This is a genomic window from Neobacillus sp. C211, from assembly GCF_051842875.1.
In the GTDB taxonomy this organism is placed as follows: domain Bacteria; phylum Bacillota; class Bacilli; order Bacillales; family Cytobacillaceae; genus Neobacillus.
In genome coordinates this window covers 22,285-44,639 of sequence record NZ_JBPXRO010000011.1, presented here as the reverse complement: position 1 = coordinate 44,639, position 22,355 = coordinate 22,285, and the positions used below count along the sequence as shown (strand labels likewise).

Annotated in this window: 24 protein-coding genes and 1 pseudogene; 12 read left to right on the top strand and 13 right to left on the bottom strand. The window is 38.4% G+C overall.

Annotation, left to right across the window (positions count from 1 at the left end; genetic code table 11):
• Positions 1-13: 13 nt before the first annotated feature.
• Positions 14-1,177, bottom strand: a complete 1,164-nt coding sequence (locus ACSU6B_RS12185; protein WP_410885515.1) for an SEC-C metal-binding domain-containing protein — start codon at positions 1,175-1,177, stop codon at positions 14-16.
• Between the two features lie 327 nt (positions 1,178-1,504).
• Here ACSU6B_RS12185 and ACSU6B_RS12180 point away from each other — a divergent pair, with 327 nt between their 5' ends.
• Positions 1,505-1,957, top strand: coding sequence for a YsnF/AvaK domain-containing protein (locus ACSU6B_RS12180; protein ID WP_410885513.1), 453 nt, complete (start codon positions 1,505-1,507; stop codon positions 1,955-1,957).
• A 74-nt stretch (positions 1,958-2,031) separates the two neighbouring features.
• Positions 2,032-2,436 carry a YsnF/AvaK domain-containing protein gene (locus ACSU6B_RS12175; RefSeq protein WP_410885511.1) on the top strand — a complete coding sequence of 135 codons (405 nt, stop codon included), beginning with the start codon at positions 2,032-2,034 and terminating at the stop codon, positions 2,434-2,436.
• 70 nt (positions 2,437-2,506) lie between these two features.
• On the opposite strand, the gene ACSU6B_RS12170 is transcribed toward ACSU6B_RS12175, so the two are convergent.
• The 6 genes and pseudogenes from ACSU6B_RS12170 to ACSU6B_RS12145 all read right to left on the bottom strand — a co-directional run bounded on the left by ACSU6B_RS12170 (position 2,507) and on the right by ACSU6B_RS12145 (position 9,381).
• Positions 2,507-4,630 carry a glycoside hydrolase family 3 protein gene (locus ACSU6B_RS12170; RefSeq protein WP_410885509.1) on the bottom strand — a complete coding sequence of 708 codons (2,124 nt, stop codon included), beginning with the start codon at positions 4,628-4,630 and terminating at the stop codon, positions 2,507-2,509.
• 221 nt (positions 4,631-4,851) lie between these two features.
• Complete coding sequence (locus tag ACSU6B_RS12165) at positions 4,852-6,075, bottom strand: AraC family transcriptional regulator (RefSeq protein WP_410885507.1); 1,224 nt, start codon at positions 6,073-6,075, stop codon at positions 4,852-4,854.
• Between the two features lie 412 nt (positions 6,076-6,487).
• The gene (gene fsa / locus ACSU6B_RS12160; RefSeq protein ID WP_410885505.1) at positions 6,488-7,150 is read right to left on the bottom strand and encodes a fructose-6-phosphate aldolase; all 663 of its coding nucleotides are present in this window, start codon (positions 7,148-7,150) and stop codon (positions 6,488-6,490) included.
• 39 nt (positions 7,151-7,189) lie between these two features.
• Positions 7,190-7,315: pseudogene (locus ACSU6B_RS12155) on the bottom strand (phosphogluconate dehydrogenase (NAD(+)-dependent, decarboxylating)); the annotation flags it as partial.
• 227 nt (positions 7,316-7,542) lie between these two features.
• Positions 7,543-8,706, bottom strand: a complete 1,164-nt coding sequence (locus tag ACSU6B_RS12150; RefSeq protein WP_214713768.1) for an iron-containing alcohol dehydrogenase — start codon at positions 8,704-8,706, stop codon at positions 7,543-7,545.
• Between the two features lie 84 nt (positions 8,707-8,790).
• The gene (locus tag ACSU6B_RS12145) at positions 8,791-9,381 is read right to left on the bottom strand and encodes a class I SAM-dependent methyltransferase (RefSeq protein ID WP_410885503.1); all 591 of its coding nucleotides are present in this window, start codon (positions 9,379-9,381) and stop codon (positions 8,791-8,793) included.
• Between the two features lie 230 nt (positions 9,382-9,611).
• Here ACSU6B_RS12145 and ACSU6B_RS12140 point away from each other — a divergent pair, with 230 nt between their 5' ends.
• The 4 genes from ACSU6B_RS12140 to ACSU6B_RS12125 all read left to right on the top strand — a co-directional run bounded on the left by ACSU6B_RS12140 (position 9,612) and on the right by ACSU6B_RS12125 (position 12,252).
• The gene (locus ACSU6B_RS12140; RefSeq protein ID WP_215004108.1) at positions 9,612-9,803 is read left to right on the top strand and encodes a hypothetical protein; all 192 of its coding nucleotides are present in this window, start codon (positions 9,612-9,614) and stop codon (positions 9,801-9,803) included.
• 127 nt (positions 9,804-9,930) lie between these two features.
• Complete coding sequence (locus tag ACSU6B_RS12135; protein ID WP_088088321.1) at positions 9,931-10,212, top strand: hypothetical protein; 282 nt, start codon at positions 9,931-9,933, stop codon at positions 10,210-10,212.
• A 182-nt stretch (positions 10,213-10,394) separates the two neighbouring features.
• Complete coding sequence (locus ACSU6B_RS12130; RefSeq protein ID WP_410885501.1) at positions 10,395-11,075, top strand: zinc metallopeptidase; 681 nt, start codon at positions 10,395-10,397, stop codon at positions 11,073-11,075.
• A 397-nt stretch (positions 11,076-11,472) separates the two neighbouring features.
• On the top strand, positions 11,473-12,252 hold the full coding sequence (locus ACSU6B_RS12125; RefSeq protein WP_215004112.1) for a Cof-type HAD-IIB family hydrolase: 780 nt from the start codon (positions 11,473-11,475) through the stop codon (positions 12,250-12,252).
• A 171-nt stretch (positions 12,253-12,423) separates the two neighbouring features.
• Here the strand turns inward: ACSU6B_RS12125 and ACSU6B_RS12120 are convergent, their stop codons facing one another.
• From ACSU6B_RS12120 to ACSU6B_RS12100, 5 genes are all read right to left on the bottom strand, one after another.
• Entirely contained in the window at positions 12,424-13,206 is a 783-nt protein-coding gene (locus tag ACSU6B_RS12120; protein ID WP_410885693.1) for a putative protein N(5)-glutamine methyltransferase, read from the bottom strand.
• Between the two features lie 62 nt (positions 13,207-13,268).
• Positions 13,269-13,379 (bottom strand): DinB family protein, encoded by a 111-nt coding sequence (locus ACSU6B_RS12115; RefSeq protein WP_410885691.1) that lies wholly within the window; start codon positions 13,377-13,379, stop codon positions 13,269-13,271.
• Positions 13,380-13,636: 257 nt separating this feature from the next.
• On the bottom strand, positions 13,637-14,623 hold the full coding sequence (locus ACSU6B_RS12110) for an aldo/keto reductase (RefSeq protein ID WP_410885499.1): 987 nt from the start codon (positions 14,621-14,623) through the stop codon (positions 13,637-13,639).
• 342 nt (positions 14,624-14,965) lie between these two features.
• Positions 14,966-16,081: a cysteine desulfurase family protein gene (locus tag ACSU6B_RS12105; RefSeq protein ID WP_410885497.1), complete on the bottom strand. Its 1,116-nt coding sequence runs from the start codon at positions 16,079-16,081 to the stop codon at positions 14,966-14,968.
• Between the two features lie 35 nt (positions 16,082-16,116).
• Positions 16,117-16,845 (bottom strand): gamma-glutamyl-gamma-aminobutyrate hydrolase family protein, encoded by a 729-nt coding sequence (locus tag ACSU6B_RS12100; RefSeq protein ID WP_410885495.1) that lies wholly within the window; start codon positions 16,843-16,845, stop codon positions 16,117-16,119.
• Between the two features lie 161 nt (positions 16,846-17,006).
• Here ACSU6B_RS12100 and ACSU6B_RS12095 point away from each other — a divergent pair, with 161 nt between their 5' ends.
• From ACSU6B_RS12095 to ACSU6B_RS12085, 3 genes are all read left to right on the top strand, one after another.
• Positions 17,007-17,144 carry a hypothetical protein gene (locus ACSU6B_RS12095; RefSeq protein ID WP_168244534.1) on the top strand — a complete coding sequence of 46 codons (138 nt, stop codon included), beginning with the start codon at positions 17,007-17,009 and terminating at the stop codon, positions 17,142-17,144.
• Between the two features lie 173 nt (positions 17,145-17,317).
• A complete protein-coding gene (locus ACSU6B_RS12090; RefSeq protein ID WP_410885493.1) occupies positions 17,318-18,238 on the top strand; it encodes a DMT family transporter in 921 nt (306 codons plus the stop codon).
• Positions 18,239-18,377: 139 nt separating this feature from the next.
• On the top strand, positions 18,378-18,614 hold the full coding sequence (locus ACSU6B_RS12085; protein WP_168244628.1) for a hypothetical protein: 237 nt from the start codon (positions 18,378-18,380) through the stop codon (positions 18,612-18,614).
• A gap of 60 nt (positions 18,615-18,674) precedes the next feature.
• Here the strand turns inward: ACSU6B_RS12085 and ACSU6B_RS12080 are convergent, their stop codons facing one another.
• A complete protein-coding gene (locus tag ACSU6B_RS12080) occupies positions 18,675-18,929 on the bottom strand; it encodes a DUF1292 domain-containing protein (protein ID WP_215004120.1) in 255 nt (84 codons plus the stop codon).
• 179 nt (positions 18,930-19,108) lie between these two features.
• Between ACSU6B_RS12080 and ACSU6B_RS12075 the strand changes: the two genes are divergently transcribed.
• The 3 genes from ACSU6B_RS12075 to serC all read left to right on the top strand — a co-directional run bounded on the left by ACSU6B_RS12075 (position 19,109) and on the right by serC (position 22,332).
• Positions 19,109-19,450, top strand: a complete 342-nt coding sequence (locus tag ACSU6B_RS12075; protein ID WP_374103881.1) for a hypothetical protein — start codon at positions 19,109-19,111, stop codon at positions 19,448-19,450.
• A gap of 301 nt (positions 19,451-19,751) precedes the next feature.
• Positions 19,752-21,047 (top strand): MFS transporter, encoded by a 1,296-nt coding sequence (locus ACSU6B_RS12070; protein ID WP_410885491.1) that lies wholly within the window; start codon positions 19,752-19,754, stop codon positions 21,045-21,047.
• A gap of 187 nt (positions 21,048-21,234) precedes the next feature.
• Complete coding sequence (serC, locus tag ACSU6B_RS12065; protein ID WP_410885489.1) at positions 21,235-22,332, top strand: 3-phosphoserine/phosphohydroxythreonine transaminase; 1,098 nt, start codon at positions 21,235-21,237, stop codon at positions 22,330-22,332.
• The last annotated feature ends 23 nt before the right edge of the window (positions 22,333-22,355 follow it).

Genomic DNA, 22,355 nt, shown 5'->3' with positions numbered 1-22,355 from the left:
GCACTTAATCTCCTTATTTTCCACAGCACTTTTTATATTTTTTGCCGCTTCCACACGGGCACGGATCATTTCGTCCTATTTTATTTTCCGTTAAAATTGGACCGTTTTGGGAAATTCCGCCCTGCTTGCTTTTATTTATAAATTCTATTTCTCTTCCAAGTGCTGCTAGCTTCCAATCCATTAGTTCCGGATGTGGCTCGCCTAAAATGGAATAATAACTATAAACAGTTTGTTCAACATCTACGAGGCCCGAGAAGTATTCCTTTTTCATATGATCGCTAATTTCAGGAAGTGCATCTTTAGAAAGCTGATGACAGAGCGCTTCTATCAGGATATCCTGGTCTTCCAGTTCAGATGAATTATGATAAGCCTCTCTTAAAACCTGAACAGCCTGATCTGATTTAATATTTTCGATAACGGAACTAGCAAAAATAATCGAATCCGATTGCTTTAAATAAGGACTAACCGCTTCGACTACCTCATCGGATTGAAACCGAATTAACGCCGATGCAACTTCTTCTAACAAGATATCTTCATCACGGTTTAACAAACAGGCTAGAAATGGGATATGCTTGTCAAGTTTCAGTAATCCTATCATATACACCGTCAAGATTCCATTAAATGAAAACCATTGTTCCTTTAATTCCTCTTGAAGAATCACTTCTACTTCATCTTTAGTAATCCAGCCATTTTGAACGATGCATGCAGCCAGTTTTTTAGCTTGTATGTAAAGTGGATGTTGATAAGAATCGGCTTGGTCAAGAGTATCTATAGTTTTTGCATATTTATTCCAAACTTCTTCTTCCGTCCCGTTTACGATTAGCTCATATAATGACCAACGATCCTCACCAATGTATCTTTGCAGTTGCTCTCTATATTTTAAAGAGAGCTTTGGATCAATACGCTCTAACAAATTCACCGCTAAGTGGATCTTGGTCTTATCCATCTTAGGAATATTTTCTAGTAAAACTTTGACAGCGTCCTCATTGATTTTCATGTTTTCTATATAGATTAAAATAGAGGACTGCTTGTCCTGGTTTTTAAAGGCTTCCGTCAATAATTCGATTGTCCATTCTTCTGGGACGTTTGGATAATCGTGTAATGCATGAAGCACCGTTTCTTGAATTAATATATCATGGCTAATCAAGCGTGGTTTAATTTTTTCAAAAAATGTCAAAATGAAATCCCCTCCACAATACAATTGCTCAAACTCAATTTAATTATATTCTTTTTAGTCACCAGCTCCAAACAAGATTGTTTCATAATTAAACAATAATTATGCCATGAAAATATTTCATACAAAGTGAATCTTACATCAGCTCGAATATCATCTTTTCATACCTTTTATTCTAATGATTTTAAAGTATAAAGAACCCACATGAGTACATTATAAAAAAGGCTTGACCATAAACAACATACAAGGGGGATTTTTATGAGCGACTTTTTAGGATTATTCGGTGATGATAAATCACAAAACACTGAAAGTGAAAATAGCCAACCCACTATGAGCAATCAAGGGAACGATCCCAGTACAAGTACCCAGGATACTAAAACTGACGGCTCTCTCCAGCTTCATAAAGAAGAGTTAGACATTGTAAAGAATAATGTCGATGCTGGACAAGTAGTTATTTCTAAAGATGTCGTGGAAGAACAAAGAACTGTCGACGTTCCTGTAATGCACGAGGAAGTTGTCATAAAAAGAACACCGTTGAATAACGAACGTAGCGATGGATCCACTATATCTCAGGAAACCATTACGATTCCTGTTACCCAGGAGCAAGTTGAGGTAAACAAGTATACGGTTGCGACTGAGGAGATTTCTGCTTCGAAACGTCAAATTGAGGATACTCAGAAAGTACAAGAGACACTCAGACACGAAGAGGCTCATGTTGATACAACCGGAAGTGTCGATATCGTTTCTGACGGGTCAAGCTTTAACGATATAAATAATAGCTAAAAACAAAAACACCTTTTCATTGCTGGGCAATGGAAAGGTGTTTGCACTACTTTCCAATGGAGGGAGAGATTAAGTTGCCTGAAAAGAAGAACGAGCATCAAGAAGATAAAACGCTCCAACTACATAAGGAAGAATTGAAGGTTAACAAGAAGTGGGTTGAGACGGCAGATGTTAGAGTATATAAGAAAACGTATACCCTGGAGAAACAAATTGTTGTCCCTATAATCCGTGAAGAGCTAATTATTGAGAAAAAGATATTAAATCCAGAAAGTGGAACAACTACACAAATTGAAACCACTCAAATTCCTCTCTGCGAAGATCGTATTGAGGTCATATTAAACCCAACTATCCTTAATGATGTAGAAATTTTTAGGAATCAGTTTGAAGAGATTATTCAGATTAACGAAAATGTGAAAGAAGAAAAAGTCCAAATAGATACAATTGGGGATGTAAAAGTAGTGGTTGATGATAAATTGTAGAAAGCTATAATAATGTAAAAACTCGCCACGATAATATTGGCAAGTTTTTACATTATGACTCTTAGCTAAATTAATAGGTTAATCCATGACCAAGTTTATAGATATTCCCATCGCTATCTTTATAAGCATAGTTAAGTCCTTCAGGCATATATTCGTCCTTGACATAACCCGGTACATCATTTCTCGACACGCACTCACCATTTTCATCAACCGCAATGACCGCTTCACTCGCTGGCAATGTCAACGGTAACACACCAACTGGTGAGCTATTGCCCGCCATAACCTCATATTGTGCCTTATAGTAGGTATCATATCCAGCAATCAATGCATCTGCCAATGGTTCAATATTTCCAAGGATCCATGGCAGAATGACATTAACACTCATGATTACTTTGCCGCCACGAATATGGATACTGTCGGCCACTTCTTTTAAATGGTTCATCCCACTCAAAGTCGTTTCTTGGTAGGAAGTACCATCCAAAGCAGCTACCGTTTTATCTTCGCATATTTCAAGTTCTAATAGTCCTGGTGTCGCATTGAAATAAGCTCCAGATTTTGGACTTAAAAATAATATAGCTACATCAGCTTCTTCATAATTATTGGTCAAAGTAAATTGACCAAGCTCTTGACATTCCTGTCTAGCTTTTTCAGTATATGAAGTTGCTCGTTCGGTCTCCTTGTGAAAAACTTCCACATAAACCTTCTTACCCTCAAGCTTTTCAGCTGTTAAAGGTAATGTCTGCTTCTGATTCTTAAGCACAGTTACCGATTTTTTATGCGCTTCATAAGCAGCTTCCCAGTTTGCTGGATTTTTCACCGCTTCAGCAGCATGGTCGGGTGAAACATACGTACGGTCATCAAATAGTCCTAATGCAAACATTTCTGTAAGCAGTCGTACATTGGCCTCATTAATCCGCTTCTCACTGATCCATCCCTTTTCGATCGCTTTTTTTAGGTTTTCAATATCATTAGTGTCAGAAATAAGATCTGTCCCCGCATTAATCGCTTTAGCAAAACGTTCCGCCTCGCTTAAGGTTTCAACGCCCCAGCTCATTTTACTTGTAACGCCGCTGTCGCTATTTATATAACCCTTGAACCCTAGTTTTTCTCTAAGGATCGTATTTAAGAAATAATGATTAAATGTAAAACCAACCTCTTCGAAAGGAATGTCTTCCCCTTCGAATTCTTGAACCACACTTTTCTTGATACTAGGAATCGAATAATATGGCATCATGGATGAAGTCCCATGTTCTACCGCTGCCCGAAACGGAGGCAGGTGATACTTTTCTAGACTTCCTGGTGTTGGGTATAGGTTCCATTTCCCCTCTTCATAATGTGGATCAAATCCATTTTCCCTTGGTCCACCGCCAGGAAAATGCTTGGTCGTCATAGCAATACTATGATTTCCGAGGGTCTTCCCTTGAAAGCCGTCAATGATGCGGCCGATAACATCAGAAATAAATTCTGGGTCTTCACCGAATGTACCATATATCCGCTGCCATCTCGGGTCCGTAACAGTATCCGCCATATACATATATCCTTTTCTTAATCCAACCGCATCCCACTCATCATGTGCGATTTGGGCGAATTGGCTAATAAGAGAGGCATCACCGCCATTTTTCATATCTCCTTTTGCCGCTGCAGCAAGTCCTAACGTTCCAGGCCAAGTGGAAAAAATCCCAGCTGCATCATTCATACCAAAAATGAATTCAGTATTTTCGTTTCTTGAATTCGATGCGATTAAACAAGGAATACCAAGGCGTGTTCCCTCACATACTTCATTCATGGTATTCACCCATTCTGCCATTTCGGATGGACTCCAATTGTCTCTTAGAATAAAGTGGCGCAAATGCATGTTTTCAATCGTATGCGTGGTTCCATATACTTTTGCCAGTGCAAAAATAGTTTCGCCCTTTTCAACAATTCCTTCATCTAACACACCATCATGGCTTGTCTTACTCTTATCTTTTTGAGAAAGACCCATCTGACGAGAATTAATAAGCATCATTCCGACCTTTTCATCGGTATTCATCAATGAGACTAGGTTCTCCGCACGTTCTCTCGGACTTAAACGCCAATCCTTATATGGTTCTAATTTCCCACTGTTATTCAGATCTTTAAATTTTAATCCATCAACTTCAATAATGTTCTTGACTCTTACTTCTAAATTCGGTTGTTTATGGTTAACTTCCATTTGAATGCCTCCTTAACTTGTTCATCCCCATCTTTCGGGAAAAGTTGGGACAAGTGATAGATTCATGTTAGCAATTTGAGTTCGTTTTCACATCCATTATTGTTAACTTTTATATAAAATTGAACACTATTTTAAATTATTTTTTATAAATAAAATTTATTTAGAGTGAAATTGAATCAAATTTATAAAAATACAAAGTTAACGTTGAAGAGTCAATGATTTTAATCATACTCCTTTTTTTCTAATGGTTTACTCCCTTTATACTCTGTAGCTGTCATTCCTTTTATTTCTTTAAATACTTTACAAAAATAATTATAGCTGCTAAAACCCACTTGAATACCAATATCTGTAATAGATAAATGACCCTGTTCCATAAGAAAAATTGCCTCTTCAATCCGCTTTTTATGAATATAATCAATGACACTTATATTCAATTCTTTTTTAAATTTCTTCGCAAGATATGCTCGATTAAATCCAATTTCAGCTGCTACAGATTGCACATTTATAGTTTCCTTAAAGTGGATATTTATATACATTAATGCTTTCCTTACAACAGAACTATATCCATTAACAGCAAAATTCTTAACCGCATCACAATATTCTTCAATCATACTGAAATTTATCGCATCTAAATCGGACATTGCTACCGCTGCCTCAATCTTAAGTGCGAATTTTTCCGAAATAGCATGTAAATATTGAGGTTCAACCCCTCCCTTAGCAGCAGCCATCCTATTCATAGTATTACTTGAAAAGCTAAGATTTTTTTTCGCCCGCAAAGGATTCCCTGGAACTCTATATGAAAAATCACCTGTGAATTCAATCAAAGCTTTCATTGCATTTTCCTTATCCCCAGTTTCGATAAAATGTAAAAATTTCTTTTCTGCCTCATACCTTAGCTTAACTTCCAAACCATCTTGGCTATAATCCTGCGGCTGTACATCCGGTTGATATTGCTCACTATGCTTTTTTGTCGTAATAAAATGGGAGTCAACTCGCGGATTCGCTAATAGATTCACTAACAAATCGCCAATTGCTATGTATGATTGTCCCAAATAGGGTAAGGATTTATAAAAATTCTCCAATGGTTTTACCCAATTATTTTCAAGATGATTTTCCCTCATCGCATTCCAGATAAAATGGTCAGTGACCCGCTCATTCAAGAAAGGCCCAACCAAAACCATTCCTTGAAACAGTTCTTCCTTGTTTATAGGCATCGCCATATACGATAGTTGGAATGAATCTGTATGAATACAAAAACTGTTTTTATTTGCCTTTTCTAAAGCTTTTTTAAGATCCAAATAGATTTTTTTTCGAGCTTCTGCAAAAATTAGGGGTTCACTATCATCAGATATGTGCAGAATCGTTTGAAATTGATGATCGACCGCTTGTACATCAATATTAAAAGCATTTTTAATTAGCCAACATTTACTTATTAGTTCATCCACTAATATCACCCTTCAGAATCCTTTAAATCTATGTAATAAAATCAAAGAAAGAATGTAATCCACTGAAAATCCAGCCAAATTTTAATACTATAAATTCATTTCTTGGACTAACTATCTCACCGGAAACCGCGAAAATATCTTGATTTCAGAGGATTTTCTTTTTGTTTTATTATAGAAGATTATGCGAAATTATCAAACTTCCTAGGATTTGGAAACCATGAAGATACACCAATCAATGAGATTTAATGGTTATAGATGAAAATACCTCTCCATAATTTTATTATGGAGAGGTATTTTTACTGTTTCTTAATGCTGAATACTCTTCAATATTAAAAAAAAACACCTTTATCATTTGACTAAGATAAAGGTGCTTAAATAACTCTATATAGAAATACGTATTAAGAATCTGTTTTTAAACAGTCGTTTTCCAGTCTGCAGCAAATTTTTCAATCCCTTGATCTGTTAATGGATGTTTTGATAATTGCTCAATTACCTTGAATGGAATCGTTGCAATATGAGCTCCAGCCATCGCTACACGGGTTACATGATCTGGATGACGAACAGATGCAGCAATGATTTGTGAATCCAAGTTTTGAATCTGGAACATCTTAGCAATTTTTGCGACTAATTCTACACCATCTTCGTTAATATCATCCAACCGGCCTAAGAATGGTGAAACATAAGTTGCACCTGCTCGTGCAGCGAGCAATGCTTGGTTCACACTAAAAATCAAGGTAACGTTGGTTTTTACACCTTTTTTCGTTAGATAACGGCAAGCCTCTAATCCATCTAACGTCATTGGAAGTTTAATGGTGATGTTTTTATCGCCACCGTTAATTTTAATAAGTTCGTTTGCTTCTGCAATCATTTGATCAGCAGTCAAAGCATTAGGCGTTACCTCTGCAGAAACAGACTCAACCTCAGGTACAGCATTAAGGATTTCAGCAATACGGTCTTCGAATTTTACTCCCTCTTTTGCCACTAAAGAAGGGTTGGTTGTTACTCCTGATAACACACCAATTTTATAGGCTTTTTTGATTTCCTCTAGGTTTGCAGTATCGATAAAAAATTTCATAATCTTTTTCCTCCAATTTTAATAAAATAAATGCTTTTTTTAATTCTTTTCCACAGCAAGTCCACCAAACACATTTCTTAATGCTGCTACAACTTTACCTGTAAAGGTGACCTTCTCAAAGGAACGATATCATATGAATAAAGACTTGGCAATAACTGGCGTAGCAATTAAATCAAAAGACCTTTATTATTTTCCCCTCAAATAGCCCCGATATTTTGTTAGATTTTGTTAAACTATACTTCTTAAGTATGTAACAAGAATATATCTATCCGACAAAAATCGTCAAGTAAAATATCTTGAATTAATGATATTTATTTCATCAGATAAATTTTTCTACAAATAAAATTAACAAAACGAAACCTCGCTACAATGTTGTGAGCGAGGTTTTTTTCTTATTTAGCCAAATGTAAAATCTGTACAACATCAGCTTCATGTAACTTTACAAAATTGCCTAGTGGTCCTCTTTCTGTTCCCTTTTTAGCCATTTCCTCCAAGTGCTCTTCACCAATACCAGCTTCTTTCAATGTTACCGGCATACCGATGGAGCTAAAGAATTGTTCTATTTTCTTGATTCCTGCTAAAGCGGTTTTTTCTAAATTGTTTAAGTCAATTTCTACATCCCAGACTCGATTAGCAAATTGAACAAATCTATTTACATCATGTTTATACACATGCTTCATCCAGGCTGGGAATACAATCGCCAAACCTGCTCCATGTGCAATATCATAAATGCCGCTGATCTCATGTTCAATATCGTGGCTTCCCCAATCACCAACTCTTCCTGTCCCTAACAAATCATTATGTGCAATTGTGCCTGACCACATAATCTCAGCTCTTGCATCGTAATTGGTTGGGTCCTCGATGACTGTATGTGCATTATTTATAATGGCTCGTAATGCCCCTTCACACAATCGATCTGTTAATTCTACATTCTTTTCATTAGTGAAATATCTTTCCAAGATATGCGCCATCATATCTGTGATCCCACATGCTGTTTGATAAGATGGTAAGGTGTATGTAAGAACAGGGTTTAGAATGGAAAACTTAGGACGCATGGTCGAATGACCCGTCGACCGCTTATACCATCCATCTTCGTTCGTTATAACCGTGCCCGAACTAGATTCACTTCCCGCTGCAGGTATGGTTAACACTACTCCGATTGGCAGACAGTCTTGAACTGTAGATTTCCCTTCAAAGAAATCCCAAACATCCCCATCATATTTCGCACCAGCAGCGATCGCTTTGGCCGAATCAATTACACTTCCTCCACCTACAGCAAGAATAAGGTCAATGTTATGTTCCTTACAAAGGGCAACTCCTTCTCTAACAAGGCTGACTCGAGGGTTCGGCTTTACTCCGCCCAATTCAATTATTTCGATGCCCTGTTCAAGTAATGACTGCAGAATCCTATCATATAGTCCGTTGGTCTTGATACTACCTCCGCCATAATGCAAGAGAAGTTTTTTTCCATAAACAACGGCCTCTTGACCTACTAATTGCTCCTGATCTTTACCAAATATTAACTTTGTACTGTTTTGAAAAACAAAATCTATCATGTTTATCCCTCCCACACAATATAGTAAACTTTTAAGAGATTAAAAACAACCGCTTTCATTCCTATTATCAATGGTGCCTGACACTTAAAGAATGCTCTTATGGTTTCGGACACTTTTTTGTTTCTGACAAAAAATCGTCTGTCGTCCATCATGTTCATTTTCCTCATAAAAAAGAACTTTCCAATCACTAAACTCAGCCAATAATTCTCCAGGTAGCAGTTTATATTGGTCGGATACTCCCTGATTCTTTTTTTTTGGAGACTTATAAAAGGTTTCCATAAAGAAATATCCATTGTCTTTAACGATTGATTTAACAAGCGGAAAAAGTGATCGATCAAGATAATACGTGATGACAATCAAACTAAAAGAACTATTATTCAAATTATGGTGGGTCATATCCGTCAGATCGCACAAACGAGGAAAAATAGCAAGCTTTTGCTTTCCTGCTATTTCCTCGAGATAGTTGACAGCTACATCTGATATATCCATCGCGTGTACTTGAAAATTTAATCGTGCCAGAAACAGACTGTTTCCACCGAGCCCACATGCAAGATCGAGCGCAGACCCGCCGGTTAAATAAGGTGACAGGATTGCTAATCTCTCATTCGGCATTGGTGCTTCCAATTGATTGATACGTTCTTTATATTTGCTATTCCATTTATTTTTCGAATTCATTTGGAACTCCTTAACTGTGACTGTAATAATTCGAGTTAGCAGTGATCAATAAGTCAAAAGTGGATGGTCAAATTTTTTGTTAATTGGATGGTTATTTTTTATATCATAAACCTTAATATAAGAATCATACATTGAAACTTTAATGAAAAGTCCATAATTTTGGCAAAAAATTATTAATTATTAAATAATTCAGTTTCTTTTGATTATTAATCTTAGTGAGGATGAAACATATGAAGTTTGGTATGGCTCTTATTATTATCATTTTAGTAGCTGCCCTGATTGGTACACTTGCGCTAACAGGAAAACCTGATGAGGACTATAAAGGTTCAACAAAACAAAACACAGTACGTTTGACGGCTATTTATGTAATTGTCATCTTAGGTGCAATCGGAGGATTGGCTTGGTATATTGCGATGAACTAAACATTTATGAGTATCCCCATGGCTGAAGCTAGGGATTTTACGCTGCTTTTTGATAACTTTTCCTTTAATAATGATTAATAAATCTATGGCATTTGCACATATTAACCAAAAAAAGGTGTGATTGCCGATGGATTTTCCCACTATTAAAACGAATTTTTGGGATGCAATATTTGCAATTCCAATCATTATACTGTTAACTCAACTAATTAAGGTTTTTTTCAAAATACCGAAATGGTTTGTACCGACGATTGCACTTATTTTTGGCCTGGGAATCTCAATTTTTATTAGTCACAAGCACAACACCCTTGGCGGAATATTTATGGGTTGGTTTTATGGATATGCAGCGATAGGAACATATGCTTCATTAAAAACAAATATTATTGCTTTCAGAAATAAACAAAGGAAATAGTATAAATCGCTTATCTCACCATTAAAAAAGCACTTTATGCTTCTCCCACTTCAATTATTATCATTCTCCATATCTCATGACATCTTTAGGCCTTAATGAAACAAGCACATTAATACTAAAAAAGTGCACTATAAAGTATAATAATGTATGTAAATTAGACATCTAAAGAAGGAGCATCTTTCATGGGTTTTATTGTTTATTTTGTTCTAATTATGATCATTCCACTATTAGTGCAAATGTACTTGAAAAATACCTATTCTAAATTTTTAAAAGTAGGAGCTTCCTCGGGTTTAACTGGAGCCCAGGCGGCTAGAAGAATCTTGGATCAAAATGGTTTGTATGATGTGTCAGTCCAACAAGTGTCTGGTCATTTATCAGATCACTATGATCCAAAAAGTAGAAGTGTTAGACTTTCCTCCACTAATTACAATGGTACTTCGATTGCATCGATTTCAGTTGCGATTCACGAGGTGGGTCACTGTTTACAGCAAAGGGACCGATATGTACCTTTACGTGTGAGACATGCATTAGTGCCTGTGGCTAATATCGGCTCTAATTTTTCATTTATCTTAATTTTAATAGGGTTACTTCTTTCTTCAGCCAACCTTTTATTACTAGGAATCATCGCAATGGCTGCGGCCGTGCTATTTCAAGTTATTACATTACCGGTGGAATTCAATGCAAGTTCAAGAGCACTGAATGTAATGATTGGTTCTGGTTTGATTAGAAATGAAGAAGAGTATCGGGCGAGGAAAGTACTAAATGCTGCGGCATTAACATATGTGGCTGCGACTGTAGTAGCTGTAGCTGAATTACTTCGTTTTGTTCTAATGTTTACAGGTATGCGGAATGATGAGGACTAATAAGATAATTGATGTTGTGGATAGTCCTAGTAAATTTTAATCAGCTTATAGTATCGCTTGTCCTATCTCTTGCATACTATATACTAAGACGAAAGGAAGCACCTTTCGTCACCTTAGATTGACTATTTTTAGTCAGTCTTTTTTTAGGTCTGCCACCCCAAAACAATAAATGATTTTTTTTCTAAGCCTAAAAAGAGTTAGTTTACATAATATTATTACAGTAATCATGAATTGAATATTTCTAGCCAACACAATTTTTATATATATACCCATCTGATAATATTACCTATTGCATTAAAATGTATAAGTGTTGCTTTTATAGGTTTTTTATGCAATATGTTATACTGTGCAGTATACCTGCGTAACAAAGCAAGATTGCATTGTAGGAGTGTGTTATATGAATTACAAGGTTGTCATCTTAGATATTGACGGAACGATCGTCCCGCATGGAAAAACGCTAAGTCCTGCCACAAAGGATGCGATTCAGCGGTTACGAGAGAAAAAAATAAACGTGGTTATAGCAACGGGGAGAGCTCCCTATTTTTCAGAGTCCATCCTTTCGGAAACTGGGGTAGACTCGATGGTCTTTTTTAATGGATCGTATGCCTATCATGAAGGAAAAGAAATATACAAGAATGCGATTGAAAAACATGTTTTAGAGAGAGTACATCTTTTGTCCAATGATTATCAACATCCACTGACTTTTTTGGGAGTTACGAGCTTTAAAGCTACCGATCTAAGCCATCCATTCGTCGTGGAAGCGTACCAACATGATCCGTGGAAGCCCGAACTTGCCCCACCTCAATTTTGGACAGAACAGGATATTTATCAAATGTTCCTTCATTGTGACGTGGAGGAAGAGGCTTCTTATCAAACAAAGATTCCGGAATTAGATTTCAGAAGATGGAGTTCAGGAGCAAGAACCTGTGACGTGAATTTGTCCAATTCCAATAAAGCAGTTGGTTTGACTAAATTGTTGGAAAGGTTCGGCATTGCACCTGATGAAGCTGTTGCCTTTGGCGATGGTTTAAATGATATGGAAATGCTGTCATTGGTCGGAATGGGAGTAGCCATGGGAAATGCTCGTGATGAATTGAAACAAGTAGCCGATATGGTCACACTCTCCGCCGAAGAAGACGGAGTTCGCTACGGATTAAAGCGCCTCGGTTTAATTTAATGGTCGTGTTTTTAAAAAATGGCTCAGTTCACTGTTCTGAGCCATTCCTTATTTTAATCTTTTAAAGCTTAATGAACTAAAGCTCTTGCACTCTTATGTTGAAGAAGGATTTTTCATTGTGTATCGTACCAAGTAATGATCATATTAGGTAAGTCTAGTTGTCTATTTACTTTAGAGGCTAGGTTTAGTACCGATGATCACCGTGGCGTCCAATTCATCATTTCTGGCTACTTTAGGGATAAGCCCCATACTAGAAAAAATTTCAAAGGTTTGGTAGGCCTGCTGTTCGCTCGTTTCTAACAAAAGGTGCCCTCCCGGAGCTAACCAGAGAGGTGCCTCTTTCGCTACCATACGCTGTAGGTCAAGTCCGTCCTTCCCTCCGTCAAGGGCCAGTTTTGGTTCATACAGGCGAGCCTCCCGGGGAAGCAGCTTGATCGCCTCGGTAGGTACGTAAGGAGCATTAGCAACTACGATGTTCACACGGCCTTGAAGGGAGTGGGGTAGGGCTGTAAACAAGTCCCCTTGAAAAACGTGGCCACCAAAAGCTGTTATGTTGCCGCCAGCACAGCTTACTGCAGCGGGGTCGAGGTCAACAGAGTACAAGGCTACCCGTCCTAAAGTTGCTGCAAGAGCTGCACCTACAGCTCCTGACCCGCAGCACATATCAACAACGATATCCCCTAAACAAGTTAGGGTTTCTGCCTGACGGACAAGAAACTCTGTTCGTTTGCGAGGCACGAAGACCTCAGAGTCTATCTTTATCCTCAGACCACAGAACTCTGTGTATCCAATGACGTGTTCAAGAGGTATCCCCTCGGTTCGCATTTCGACCATTTTCATAAGGTCATCCAATGTCGGTGCTTCAGATATAAGTAGCAGTGCCTCTTCTTCTGCAAAAACACTACCAGAAGTCCGAAGCTTATGGATGATAATTTCTTCAGTTTGGTAATCCATATAAAATTTAATTTGCTTTACTATTGATACCACCCAATCTTTCCTTATAAGTTGGCTTTTATTTATTCCTTTAAATTCGCAAGAATCTGGAAAATCTGTCCTCTATGATGTGATTCGTGTTCAATGAGATGGTAGATAACCCACTCAGGTGTTACATCGTATTGATGAAGAATCCTCGGTTTACATTTTTCTCCTCTCTTTTAATTCATATATTCTCTGTGAAAGTTAATGTTCCTTCTTAAACTAACGGAACAAGGCTTAAGTACAAACTTTCACAATCTATTAATAAAAAATAACCATCAAATTAACTTACAATTTAATGGTCATTTTACATTACATTTTTAATGTTTTGCGAGAGTTAATTGAACCTGTTATGGATTAACACCTCACTTTTCACCTATGCTGCTCCCAAATATCTACCTTTTTCTAATTACAAATTAACGCCTTTCATGCCAGCTTCATGGTAACGTTCTCCGGCTGCAACACCCCGAGGAGCAACTTCGTTTATACGTGCTAAGTCAGTTTCTGTTAATGATACATCAAGTGCACCAACATTTTCCTCTAAGTAATGGACTCTCTTCGTGCCTGGGATTGGAACAATATCATTTCCTTGAGCTAGCAGCCAGGCAAGGGCAAGCTGGGAAGGCTGGCTGGCTTTTTCCCGTGCTATTTCGTTAATTTTATTGACCAGTTCCAAATTTTTCTGGAAGTTTTCTCCTTGGAATCGAGGAGAAAAGCGGCGATAATCATCGGCTGCTAAGTCTTCAAATTTCTGAATCTGCCCTGTTAGAAATCCTCTTCCTAATGGACTGTAAGGGACAAAACCGATTCCCAGTTCCCGGCAAGTGGGCAGAATATCATCTTCGACGTCACGGCTCCAAAGGGAATACTCGGTCTGAACAGCGGTAATCGGATGAATAGCAAATGCACGTCTAATAGTTTGGGCGGCTGCTTCTGACATACCTAGAAAGCGCACTTTCCCTTCCCTAACTAAATCCGCCATGGCGCCGATTGTTTCTTCAATTGGTGTGTTTGGGTCGACTCGATGTTGGTAGAATAGATCGATATGATCCACACCTAAGCGGCGAAGGCTAGCTTCACAGGCTTCTTTGACATATTCAGGGCGGCCATTTATTCCCAGAAAAGCTCCATCTTCAGATCTTACATTTCCAAATTTAGTGGCAACAACCACTTGATTCCGACGACCTTTAATTGCCCGTCCAAGTAATTCTTCATTTTTACCTACGCCATACATATCAGCTGTGTCGAGAAGCGTAATCCCCATTTCAATGGCACAATGGATTGTTTTAATAGACTCGTCGTCATCTCTCCCACTGTAAAAATCCGACATCCCCATACAGCCTAGTCCAAGCGCCGATACTTCCAGCCCAGTTTTACCTAATATTCTTTTTTGCATTCCAACACACCTTCCTTCATGTCGTTCCGTATTAAGAACATTATAATACGCCAATTACATTGAGTAAATGAGTTAAAGATACTAGTGAATATAGAAAAGTGGCTCTATTTTACCTATACCCGATAAACTAACTGACTTCGGTAAGATAAACTGGCTCTTTCTTACTCTATCCCGATAAATTATCTAATTTCGGTAAGATAAAGCACCTCTTTCTTACCCTAACCCAATAAATTATCTGACATCAGTAGTATAGAGCGCTTCTAAAAGCTTATGCAAAGATAGGAACCTTTAATCCCAGAGAAAAAAGACTAACTGCAAATAGTTAGTCCCTGACCGAAGAAATTAATAGATTCCTTTTAACGATTCCATCACTTGATCTATCTCATCTTTCGTCGTATATCGGCCTAAGCTAAAGCGGATCGCACCCATGCCCACCTCTTTAGGAACATCCATCTCTTTTAATACCGGAGATAATTCAATGCTGCCGGCATGACAGGCTGATCCAGTTGAAGCCGCTAAATATGGGATGGCTGACAACAAGTCTTGACCAATTTTTCTTACAAAACTTACATTTAAAGTATTGGGCAGACGTTCCTCTGGGTGTCCATTCAATACTACCTGGTCTCCAAATGCACCCTGTAATTGCTGCCAAAAATAGTCGGTCAAATCTTTTATGCCACGATTCCCTTCCTGTTGTTTAGCAATTTCACAAGCCGTTCCTAATCCCACTGCTAGTAAAGTATTTTCTGTGCCAGCACGCAGGCCAAACTCATGCCCAGCCCCATGTATGAGTGGTTCCAATTCGATTCCCTCTCGTATAAAGAGTGCTCCAATTCCTTTCGGAGCATAGAGTTTATGGCCGGCAATCGTGAGCATATCTACCTTCAAATCATTCACATTTACCGGGACTTTTCCAACCGATTGAGAAGCATCCGTATGAAAAGCTATCCCATGCTCTTTAGCTATATCACCGATCGCTTGGATTGGCTGTAAGGTACCTGTTTCATTATTGGAATGCATAAACGAAATCAGGATCGTTTCCTTGGTAATCGCCTTTTCTATTTCTTCTAGTGTAACTTTCCCGGTCCCATCCACGTCTACATATGTGACCTTTGCCCCAATTTGTTCGAGGAATTTGCAAGGATTCATAATTGCAGGATGTTCAATTTTAGAAGTAATGATATGGTTTCCTTTATGCCGATTTTTAAAATAAAAACCTTTTAATGCAAGGTTATTGGCTTCGCTGCCCCCACTTGTGAAAATAATTTCTCTAGGGGAACATCCAATTAACTCAGCAACCTGTTTTCGGGCACTATGTAATAATTCTTTTACAGGTTTCCCAGCCCAATGTAAGGCGGATGGATTCCCATAAAAATCATCTAGCAACGGTTTCATGGCCTCTACTACTTCAGGAGCCATAGGTGTGCTGGCATTGTAATCAAGATAAATTTTTTCCATCGATTGATTCCTTCCCTTCCACTATAAACCGATGATTAAACCATGACCTTTGCACTGTTTTTAATAAATTCTAAGAACAAATTATTCATCTCAGCGTTTGTACTTGCCATGGATTCAGGATGCCACTGAACACCCACCGTAAATGTGGTTGGATGGCTATATTCTACTGCTTCAACGATTCCATCGGATGATTGTGCAACGATACGAAGATCGCTGGCTACCTCACCGATTGCTTGATGATGGAGACTATTAACTCGGATACGATCAGATCCTACTATTTCAAACAATCTACTATTTTTGGAGATGGTCACCCAATGGGTATCTTGACTTCTATCAATCCGCTGACTGTGTTGGATTGGTTCATTGACTTGACTCGGGATATCCTGAATTAAGGTTCCTCCCAGAGCAACATTCAAAATTTGCACACCTCTGCAAATCGCAAGAAGGGGAATATCGTTCTCAAGCGCATATTTAACAATCGCTATCTCTGCCAAGTCCCGCTCTGGTGTAGTTGGACCTAAGTGGTGATGTGGATCCTGATTAAAAAGTTTAGGATCGACGTCCTCTCCCCCGCTTAGGATAATTCCATCACATAAACCAAGCGTTTCTAAAGAAATTTCGGGGTTAATATATGGAAGGATAATAGGAATCCCACCATTGGCGACAACACTTTTATGGTAATCATGGTGCACATAAACACCTTCCATATAGTCGTTATGTTTAACATAGGCACCCGTTATGCCGATAATTGGTTTTCTGTTCATCTTTCTTCCCCCTATGACTTTGACACTAATATTGATATCTTAACACATTAATTTTTCAATACAGCAGTGAAAAAATTTACATAATCTTAAAATGTACTTCATATATTAATCTGTATTGCAAATATACAATAATATTAACATGATCAAAGGATGGAGATACTATGGAGCATGTTCTTTACAATGGAAAGAAATATATTATCCTTTATACGTATGATTCTGGGTACTGCGAGATTAAAGAAATAGAAAGTGTTCATAATGTCCAATTGGTTCATTTATCAGAATTAAAAAATCTAACTTAAAAAGATAAAGCTGGAAAAGGAAAAACTCCTTAACCAGCTTTTTTCATGCTTAAAAAGTGTGTATGATTTTTTAATTGATTAAATAATTTAAATATTTTATTAAAATTTATTTCGAAATTCGAAAAAGATGTTAAAATCTATTTATTAAATTGAAATGGATTGTAGGGGATTGGATGAATAAGAATAAGAAGCTATGGCTGGTTTATGGGATGTTATTTTTTGCCACGGCTACATGGGGAAGTGCATTTCTTGCTGGTAAAGTCGCCGTAAAAGACTTTGAACCGGCAACCGTTGCTTTTTTACGTTTTTTGGGGGCTGCGATCCTTTTGTTTCCACTAATGTGGCTGATGGAAAAAAATCGAAAGAAGCCCACCCTCAAAGATTATGGATTATTTGCCGTTCTTGGATTAACAGGCATTGCAATATATAATATTTGTTTTTTTATGGCTACCAAACATGCACCGGTTATTAAGAGTTCCTTATTTATTGCCTCAAACCCAGTACTGATTGTCCTTTTATCAGGATTATTTTTAAAAGAAACAATCACCAAAAATCATATGATTGGAATGGTGATTGCCCTAACTGGGGTTACCTTCATTATTACCGATGGTCACCTACTCTCACTTTTCCAATACGGTTTTGAGACGATCGACTTTGTTTTACTAGGTGCAGTAATAAGCTGGGCATTGTACAGTGTGGTTGGTAAAGTCGTTTTAAAAAAATTCAGCGCGGTGGAATCCACCACTTATGCGGTTGCATTTGGTACCATATTTTTATTTCCGTTTGCATACGTGGAAACATCCTGGCACGATGTACAAACTGCTAGTGTTTCAACCTGGATCGCCATTTCACATATGAGCATTTTTGTAACGGTGGTTTCATTTATCATGTACTATTACGGCATAAAAGAGGTTGGTGCTGCGAAGGCTTCTATCTTTATTAATGTGATGCCGTTATCAGCTGTCTTGATGGCTACCTTCTTTTTAGGTGAGACCTTTACATTGGCTCAAGGAATAGGTGCCGCCTTTGTTTTAACTGGGGTATATATTGGAACTAACACGAAACTATTTAGAAGAAAATTACAAGCCGCATGACTTAAAGGTCAAAACGGCAGTGATTTAGCTAATCACCGCCGTTTTCTTTCCTGATGAAATTTAAACCTACTTATCAAAAAGATAAATGCATATTTCTCTACTTTTTTTCAAATTATATGAAAAAAAGGTGGTTATATAAGTGAGTAATTGGCATCTCATTTTGTCTGGTATTGCATTGTTAGTGTTGATTGGCGGTTTAATTTTTACGTTAGGGACTGGAAGAATGGTCAGTACTAGATCAGGTGAATTTGATACGCAAATCAATGAAAAAACTCAAAGACATCCTTATTTACTGAATCCAGTGTTTCTTGTTTGGATTATCGCCATTGCAGCTATCATTATTTATATCATTTATCTTGGCTTTAATTACTATTGATTAAAACACGCAGGCGAAAGGACCCCCTAATATCCGGGGTACCTTTCGTTGTGCTATGTTTTATTCAGCCGGAGCATGTTCCACGGCGATTTGGTATGCAGCCAAAATCGCTTCACTTTCGGAAGGGTTATTAATACCCACTAAGTCTTGGTTACCTTCCTCACCCTCAATCTTCATTACGATGGTTTCATCTTCTGCATTTAGTAGAGCATAGGATTCATCCTTCATATCAAACAAGGCTTCAACAGCAAATTCTTTAAGATTCCCGTGGTCATCTTCAATCGTTATATAATCACGTGGTTCATCATGATTCATCGTCCCTCACCTCAACAAAAGTACTCAGAAATATTGTTCCCTTACCCACAAAAAAGTTCAGTGGAAAAATATTGTTAATACCATTAAATACTCGATTGGAAATTGGGAAAAATAATATAACAAGCTTTAATAAGGGGACTATTATGACAGACAAAATTATTGAGGCAGTCACACCGCAGATGCAACAAGAAATCGATCGAATGGTTAATGGCATGACTTTTACGAAAAATTTTCGTTCTGCCACGGCTGAAGAGTGGTATCTTTTTTTGCCTGGATATCAAGATCCTCGAACAGGAGGAGCCGCTGGGAAAGCTATTGTCCATTATGATCTTTACGGTAATCGAGACATTTTTATTAATACCACGGTGATAATTGACGATCCTGCTCTATTTCAACCAGATGTCCACCCTCTTGTCTATGCGGTCGCAGACGAGGTGGTAAATAAACTCGTTGGGTACGCGGATACTCTGCTGTCGGTTCATGCCGGTGAAAATTCCTATGATGCAGAGTATAAACAGTAATACTTTGACTTTGATAAAAAAGGAAATAAGGACTAGGTAAAAAACATATTGGCGAACCCACCCTCTCTTTTTTCATGTGTTCGCCCTATTGGCGACCCTTCTCTCTCTTTCTTCCTGTGTTCGGTCGCCAAACATATAGTAATACAACCACTATTATCCTATCATAAATAAACTCCATCACCGCCTAGTTCATATGAACAAATATTGAATTTTTCGACATTTTTCTATATAAACTGCTATTTTTTCTTGATAAAATAAAAAACAAATGAAGAAGGGTTTGTCCTTCAGAAAGAGGTTTCGTGTGGCACATAACCCGTTCGATTCAAAACCAGATTGGTTGAAGAGTTACATAAATTCACCAGAAAAGCAGGAGAAGTTATATCGACGGACATTACTGATTGTTGTCATGTCACAGATTTTCGGTGGGGCAGGGCTTGCTGCTGGAATTACGGTTGGCGCACTTCTTGCCCAAGATATGTTAGGGACGGATAGTTATGCAGGGATTCCAGCAGCATTGTTAACATTGGGTTCTGCTGGGGCAGCGTTGCTTATCGGTCGAGTCTCACAACGTTTCGGCCGCCGTATAGGACTTGCGGGAGGATTCTTGACTGGCGGTATCGGTGCGATTGGAGTGATCGTTTCCGCCATCACAAGTAATATCTTTCTTCTTTTTGCCTCGCTTCTGGTCTATGGTGCAGGCTCAGCTTCAAACTTACAAGCCCGCTATGCCGGAACCGACTTAGCAAAACCTACACAGCGAGCGACATCCATCAGTATTGCCATGGTATCAACCACATTCGGCGCTGTTGCGGGACCGAATTTGGTCGATGTAATGGGCCGATTTGCCACGTCAATTGGTGTCCCTGCTCTAGCCGGTCCATTCATTCTTGGCGCGGCTGCCTTTATCCTTGCTGGTTTAGTCCTATTAGCTTTCCTGCGCCCAGATCCTCTGATTGTTGCCGATGCCATTGCAGTTAAGCAGCAAATCAATAGTAGTAATCCTTTAGTAAAACAATCTAGCAATCTAGCAATCAATAAACGAGGAATCGTTGTTGCTGCGACAATTATGGTTTTAACTCAGATTGTCATGACATCCATCATGACAATGACACCAGTTTACATGAAACATCATGGGCATGGTCTGAGAGAAGTCGGAATGGTCATTGGCTTCCATATAGGTGCCATGTACCTTCCCTCTCTCATAACAGGTATTCTCGTAGATAAGATAGGCCGAACTACAATGGCCATCGCTTCCGGTGCCACGCTCCTGGCAGCTGGCATTCTTGCTGGCAGTGCACCTCCTGATTCCATGCTGGTTCTTATTATTGCACTCGTTTTGCTTGGGCTTGGCTGGAACTTTGGGTTAATTAGTGGGACTGCACTGATTGTCGATTCAACATCCCCCTCTAACCGGGCCAAAACACAGGGAACGGTAGATGTTTTAATTGCTTTGGCTGGGGCATCCGGGGGAGCGCTTTCCGGGATGGTGGTTGCACAAACGAGTTATGCTGGACTCTCATTTGCTGGAGGGGTTCTTTCCCTCCTGCTGATCCCAGTGGTGATCTGGTCTCGTGGTAATCAAAGAATGACTGAATAAAGCTAGTGGTTTTGACAAAAAGTATAGGGAAAAAGGAAACCTGTCTCTGGTTCGCCAGTGGACATCCTTTACCTTTTTGATTTCTTTTAATAAAAAAAGCAAAATTTTTACGATTTCACAATTAAATTTATTTTCGGAATTTTATAAGTATGTTATAGTCATATAAAAGAAAAATGGAGTGATAAAAATGAAACTGCAAGTCCAACGCGCTTATAATTTTAATGCAGGCCCTTCCGCGTTACCTATTTCCGTCTTAGAAAAAGCTCAAGCAGAACTGATTGATTTTCGAGGTACAGGTATGTCAGTCATGGAGCTTAGCCATCGAAGCAAAGCTTATGAAGAAGTACATAATCAAGCGATTGACAGCTTGAAAGAACTGCTGTCTATTCCTGATACTCATGAAGTACTCTTCTTGCAAGGCGGAGCGAGTCTTCAGTTTTCAATGATTCCGATGAGTTTTTTACAATCTGGAAAAAAAGCCGGATATGTAATGACAGGCTCTTGGTCAGAGAAAGCATTCACGGAGGCAAAACTATTTGGTGATGTTTATCATGCGGCTTCCACGAAAGAAGGCAACTACCGCAGCATTCCAACGCTTGATCAATTACAGTACGATCCATCGGACGCTTATTTACATCTAACTTCCAACAATACCATTTATGGTACCCAATGGAAGAACTTCCCAGACACTGGCGATGTTCCGTTAATCGCAGACATGTCGAGTGATATTCTGTCTAAGCCGATTGATGTCAGCAAGTTTGCGTTAATTTATGCTGGTGCCCAGAAAAACCTTGGTCCTTCAGGCGTAACGGTTGTGATTATTCGCAAGGATTTGCTTGAACAAGCAAACACAAATATCCCAACAATGTTAAAGTACAGCACGCATTCTAAAAATAATTCATTGTATAACACACCGCCAACCTTCGGCATTTATATGCTGGGTGAGGTCTTAAACTGGGCTCGTGAGTTAGGTGGTTTATCTGCGATTGCTGAGCTTAATGATAAAAAAGCGAATCTGATTTACGAAACAATTGATACAAGTAATGGTTTTTACATTGGCCATGCTGAACCGGACAGTCGTTCTCTCATGAACCTTACTTTTAACTTAGCATCGAAAGACCTAGAAAAGAAATTCCTCGAGCAAGCGAAACAAGAAGGCTTTGTTGGCGTAAACGGTCATCGCTCGATCGGCGGATGTCGTGTATCAGCTTATAATGCTGTTCCAGTTGAGGCATGTAAGGCATTCAAAGAGTTTATGATTCAATTCCAAGCAGAAAATAGCTAATGAAAAAATCACCCTCTTTATTT